The sequence below is a fragment of the Pseudomonas sp. K5002 genome (assembly GCF_013386655.1).
GTDB lineage: Bacteria > Pseudomonadota > Gammaproteobacteria > Pseudomonadales > Pseudomonadaceae > Aquipseudomonas.
The window spans coordinates 1-5,216 of sequence record NZ_JACARK010000217.1; the positions used below are offsets into that span (position 1 = coordinate 1).

Below are 5,216 nucleotides of genomic sequence, written 5' to 3' on the forward strand. Positions count from 1 at the left end.
AGGGTCAGCTTGCGCTCCGCCAGCGCGCGCCCGAGGGCCACGGCTGCTTCACGGTAGGCCGGGTTGGTGCCGCTGCTGGCACCGCAAAACACACAGACAGACTTCAAGGACATACCTGACTCCACTCAGTTGTGGCTAAAGAGTAAAGGCTGGCTTGCGTCTCTCAAAGGATTAAACCTCGCGTTGAGGTGTTTCGCAGGTGCCGCTGGCACCACAGGCATAGGCGGCAAGCAGGCTGCGGAACAGACTATTGAGGTGCATGGCTGGGACTCCGGAAGGGTGATGGACCGATCATAGGCCGGCACCCGCACTTTGGCCGGTAGATTGTGTCGATGAGTCTGATAGCCTAAAGTTGTATACAATCTGTTGATACAGATCATATGAAGTCCTGCCTGACTCAGGCACCCTTGTCGCAATATGCGTTTTTTAAACCCTGCCCTGGAGATTCACATGTTTGCCAAACTCGTTGCTGTTTCCCTGCTGACTCTGGCTAGCGGCCAGTTGCTTGCTGCAGAGTGCAAGGTCACTGTCGACTCCACTGACCAGATGTCCTTCAACACCAAGGCCATCGAAATCGACAAGAGCTGCAAGACGTTCACCGTTGAGTTGACCCACTCCGGCAGCTTGCCGAAAAACGTCATGGGCCATAACTGGGTGCTGAGTTCCGCCGCCGACATGCCTGGCATCGCCAGCGACGGCATGGCCGCCGGTATCGACAAGAACTACCTGAAAGACGGCGACACCCGCATCATCGCCCACACCAAGATCATCGGTGCCGGCGAGAAAGACTCCGTGACCTTCGATGTGTCGAAGCTGGCGGCAGGCACTGACTACGCGTTCTTCTGCTCGTTCCCAGGCCACATCTCGATGATGAAAGGCACTGTGACCCTGAAGTAAGCAATCTTCAGGCAAAAAAAAGCGCCCTTCGGGGCGCTTTTTTTGCCTGTAGGCAGGCTGCTCTTGTGGCGAGGGAGCTTGCTCCCGCTGGGCTGCGGAGCAGCCCCAATAAGCTCACCGCGTAGCATCAGAAAAAGCAGTAAGCAGGTTTCAGGGGCCGCTTCGCGCCCCAGCGGGAGCAAGCTCCCTCGCCACAGCAAGCTCCTTCACCACAACAAGCCCTTTTGCCAGAATGAGCCGCTACGTCAGATCAGGGTGCAAACGGCATCACCCGCTTGTGCTCGGTCTTGCGATAGGTGTCGCAGATGATCTTGAAGGCCTCCTCGCGCACCGGCTCGCCGTGCAGGAACGCGTCGATCTCGGCATAGGTCACGCCATGGGACGCTTCGTCCGGCTTGCCCGGCGACAGGTCTTCCAGGTCGGCCGTCGGGATCTTCTCTACCAGCGATTCCGGAGCACCAAAGTGCCGGGCAATCGCACGCACCTGGTTCTTCACCAGCCCGCTCAGCGGCGCCAGGTCGCAGGCGCCATCACCGAACTTGGTGAAAAAGCCCATCACCGCTTCCGCCGCATGGTCGGTACCGATCACCAAACCACCGGCCGCGCCAGCGATGGTGTACTGCGCCACCATGCGCATGCGCGCCTTGGTGTTGCCCAGCACGAAGTCCCGGGAGACCGCGGCCTTGCCTTCAAACGCCGCCACTTCATTGGCCAGGGATTTCACCGCCGGGCCGATGTTCACTGTGTGGCGCTCGTCGGGCTCGATAAAGTCCACGGACGCCTGGGCGTCGTGTTCGTCGAACTGGGTTTCGTAGGGCAGGCGCACCGCGATAAAGCGGTACGCATCGTCACCCTTGGCAGCCCGCAACTCTTGCATTGCACGCTGGGCCAGCAGGCCGGCGGTCAGGGAGTCGACGCCGCCGCTGATGCCCAGCACCAACGTCTTGAGGCCTGAATTGAGCAGGCAATCCTGGATAAAGGTAACGCGCCGGGCAACCTCCGCCTCAAGGGCGGCCTGGTCCTTGAACGGTGGTTGGACCTTGAGCTGTTCAGCAATCTCGCGCTGTACGGCTTGCATGATTCACTCCTTGCTGGGTAGGGCAGGTACTTTGAAAACGTGGCGCAAATAGGCGACAAAGTTCGGATCGGTGCAGTGGGTCTTGCCCGCTTCATCGGAAATCTTCGCGACGGGCTGGCCATTACAGGCAGTCATTTTAAGCACGATGCTCATCGGTTCCACACCTGGAATATCACAGGTCAGGTTGGTGCCGATGCCGAAGCTCACATTGATCCGACCACGCAGCGCGCGGAAAATCTCCAGCGCCTTGGGCAGCGACAGGCTGTCGGAGAACACCAGGGTCTTGCTCATCGGCTCGATCCCCAGCTTGTGGTAGTGGGCGATCGCCTTTTCGGCCCATTGCACCGGGTCACCGGAGTCGTGGCGCAGGCCGTCGAAGAGCTTGGCGAAGTACAGGTCGAAATCGCTGAGAAACGCATCGGTGGTGATGCAATCGGTCAGGGCGATGCCCAGCAGGCCACGGTACTCGCGCACCCAGCAGTCGAGGGCGGCGATCTGGCTGTCGATCAGGCGCGGGCCGAGTTGCTGGTGGGCCATGATCCATTCGTGGGCCATTGTGCCCAGCGGCTTCATGTTCAGCTCGCGGGCCAGGTGCACGTTGCTGGTGCCGACAAAACGCCCGGGGAAGTCGTGCTTGAGCACGTTCACCACTTCTTCCTGCACGCGGTAGGAGAAGCGTCGACGCGTGCCAAAATCCGCGACCTGCAGTTCGGACAGTTCTTCGACGCTGGCGTTGGCCGTCAGCCAGTCGAACTTGCGATACAGCTGCTCGCGGGCCTGTTCGAGGATCACGCTCTGGTAGCGATAGCGGTTACGCACTTCGCTGACGATGGCCAGCATCGGCACTTCAAACAGGATCACGTGCAGCCATGGCCCGCGCAGGCGGATAAACAGCTCACCGTTTTCGATACCGGTGTGCACGTAGCGCAGGTTGAAGCGAAACAGCCCGAGGAAGCGCAGGAAATCCGGCTTCATGAAGCTGATGCGTTCCAGGAAGCCCAGTTGGTCGGGGCTCAGGCTCAGCTCGGCGAGGCGCTCGATCTGGTAGCGGATCTCCGCCAGGTACGGGCGCAGGTCTTCACTGTTGCGGCAACGAAACTCCCATTCAACTTCCACGTTCGGGTAGTTGTGCAGCACCGCCTGCATCATGGTCAGCTTGTAGAAGTCGGTGTCGAGCAGGTTCTGCACGATGCGATCGGCAAACACACTCTCGCTCATAACGGGAATCTCCAGACGGGTCGGCGATGGGCGCCGACCTTTACGCACAATTAAGGAATGGCGCTAGTGGCGCATAGACCTGTGCTGTTTTGCCAGTGTTTTTTCAGCTGGGCATGGTTGTTTGGCCCCTGGCGCCTTCGCGAGCAAGCCCGCTCCCACATTTGGAACGCATTTCAAATGTGGGAGCGGGCTTGCTCGCGAAGGCGGTATTGCAGGCAACGCGCCTCAATCAGACTCAACCTGCTCCATCATCCACTTCACAAAATCCCGCACCTTGGGCACTTCCGCCGAGTGCTCGGGGTAGGCCAGGTAATAGGCATCCTGGCTCGGCATCGCATGCTGCCAGGGGATCACCAGCTTGCCTTCTGCTAGCTCTTCTTCCACCAGAAACCTGGGCAGCAGCGCCACACCGCAGCCAACCTGTGCGGCGCGAATGCACATATAAAAGGTCTCGAAGCGCGGCCCATGGTAGCTGTGCTCGGTGTGATGACCCTGGGCGGCGAACCAGTCATGCCAGCCTTGCGGGCGCGAGGCGTTTTGCAGCAACACCAGTTCGCTCAGTTGCGTGGGGTCGGTAAATGCTTGGGCGGGCAGGCTGTCGGGTGAGCACACGGGCACCAGTTCTTCGCTGAACAGCTTGAGGCTCTCGGTGCCGGGCCGTGAGCCCTGGCCAAAGTAGAAGGCCAGGTCGGCCTTGCCTTGCAGCAGCTCGTCGGGCTCCTGTTCGTTGCACAGGTCCAGGTGAATCTGCGGATGGCGCAGTCGCCAGCCCTTGAGGCGCGGCACCAGCCAGCGGGCGCCGAAGGTGTAGGGCGTGGACACCCGCAGCACTTCAGTCTCGCCGCCGTAGGAGCGCAGGTAATGGGTGGACATCTCCACCTGGGTGAGGATCTTGCGCACTTCCACCAGGTACAGATCGCCCGCCGGGGTCATCTGCAAGCGGCGGCGCACCCGGCGAAACAGCAGGTGCTGCAACAGTTCTTCCAGCTGCGCGACCTGTTTGCTGACAGCGCTCTGGGTGAGGTTCAGCTCTTCGGCGGCGCGGGTAAAACTCAGGTGGCGGGTGACCGCTTCGAAGCACTGCAGGGCGGTGATCGAGGGCAAATGTCTTTTATTCAGCACGGCACGCCTCTTTTTGTTCTTAGCATGAATAAACGGAATGATATCTCGCCTAATCGTCGTTTGTTGGCAAGTCTTGGGCCAGCTACAAATAAGGTCTGGATCGCCGCGACCGCTGGCGGCGCAAATTTCTGTTTGTAGATTGAAGGAGTGACCCATGGTTGCCGCATTGCTTGATCGTCTCGGGGTAAACCCGGCGCTGTACCAGTCGGGTAAACAACCCGTGCATTCGCCCATTGATGGCAGCCGGATTGCCAGTGTGCACTGGGAAGGCGCCGCCGAGGTGGAGCAGCAGGTCAGTCGCGCCGAGCATGCATTCGAGGCCTGGCGCAAGGTGCCGGCCCCCCGTCGTGGTGAGCTGGTGCGCCAGTTCGGCGACGTGTTGCGCGAGTACAAGGCCGACCTCGGCGAGCTGGTGTCGTGGGAAGCCGGCAAGATCACCCAGGAAGGTTTGGGTGAAGTGCAGGAAATGATCGACATCTGCGACTTCGCCGTCGGCCTGTCGCGCCAGTTGTACGGCTTGACCATCGCCTCCGAGCGTCCGGGCCACCACATGCGTGAAACCTGGCACCCGCTGGGCGTGGTTGGCGTGATCAGCGCCTTCAACTTCCCGGTCGCCGTATGGGCGTGGAACACCGCGCTGGCGCTGGTGTGCGGCAACGCAGTGATCTGGAAACCGTCGGAAAAAACCCCGCTTACCGCCCTGGCCTGCCAGGCACTGTTCGAGCGCGTACTGAAGAACTTCAGCGATGCGCCGCCGTACCTCAGCCAGGTGATCATCGGTGGCCGCGATGCCGGCGCCGCACTGGTGGATGACCCGCGTGTTGCGCTGATCAGCGCCACCGGCAGCACCCGCATGGGCCGCGAAGTAGCGCCGAAAGTCGCTGCACGTTTTGCCCGCAGC

At 60.8% G+C, this 5,216-nt stretch carries 5 protein-coding genes and 1 pseudogene; 2 read left to right on the forward strand and 4 right to left on the reverse strand.

What is annotated here, in order from left to right; genetic code table 11:
• Nucleotides 1-113 (reverse strand): annotated as a pseudogene (locus HX846_RS11965) (TIGR00730 family Rossman fold protein); the annotation flags it as partial.
• 337 nt (nt 114-450) lie between these two features.
• On the opposite strand from HX846_RS11965, the gene azu reads away from it, so the two are divergent.
• Nucleotides 451-897, forward strand: coding sequence for an azurin (gene azu, locus HX846_RS11970; RefSeq protein ID WP_008439083.1), 447 nt, complete (start codon nt 451-453; stop codon nt 895-897).
• A 250-nt stretch (nt 898-1,147) separates the two neighbouring features.
• Here azu and nadE read toward each other — a convergent pair whose 3' ends face one another.
• From nadE to HX846_RS11985, 3 genes are all read right to left on the reverse strand, one after another.
• Complete coding sequence (gene nadE / locus HX846_RS11975; protein ID WP_003217462.1) at nt 1,148-1,975, reverse strand: ammonia-dependent NAD(+) synthetase; 828 nt, start codon at nt 1,973-1,975, stop codon at nt 1,148-1,150.
• A 3-nt stretch (nt 1,976-1,978) separates the two neighbouring features.
• Nucleotides 1,979-3,193: a nicotinate phosphoribosyltransferase gene (gene pncB, locus HX846_RS11980; protein WP_003217456.1), complete on the reverse strand. Its 1,215-nt coding sequence runs from the start codon at nt 3,191-3,193 to the stop codon at nt 1,979-1,981.
• A 225-nt stretch (nt 3,194-3,418) separates the two neighbouring features.
• Nucleotides 3,419-4,315 (reverse strand): LysR family transcriptional regulator, encoded by an 897-nt coding sequence (locus HX846_RS11985; RefSeq protein ID WP_003217454.1) that lies wholly within the window; start codon nt 4,313-4,315, stop codon nt 3,419-3,421.
• 154 nt (nt 4,316-4,469) lie between these two features.
• Here HX846_RS11985 and HX846_RS11990 point away from each other — a divergent pair.
• On the forward strand, nt 4,470-5,216 hold a 747-nt coding region (locus HX846_RS11990; protein ID WP_178965441.1), incomplete at its 3' end, for an aldehyde dehydrogenase family protein.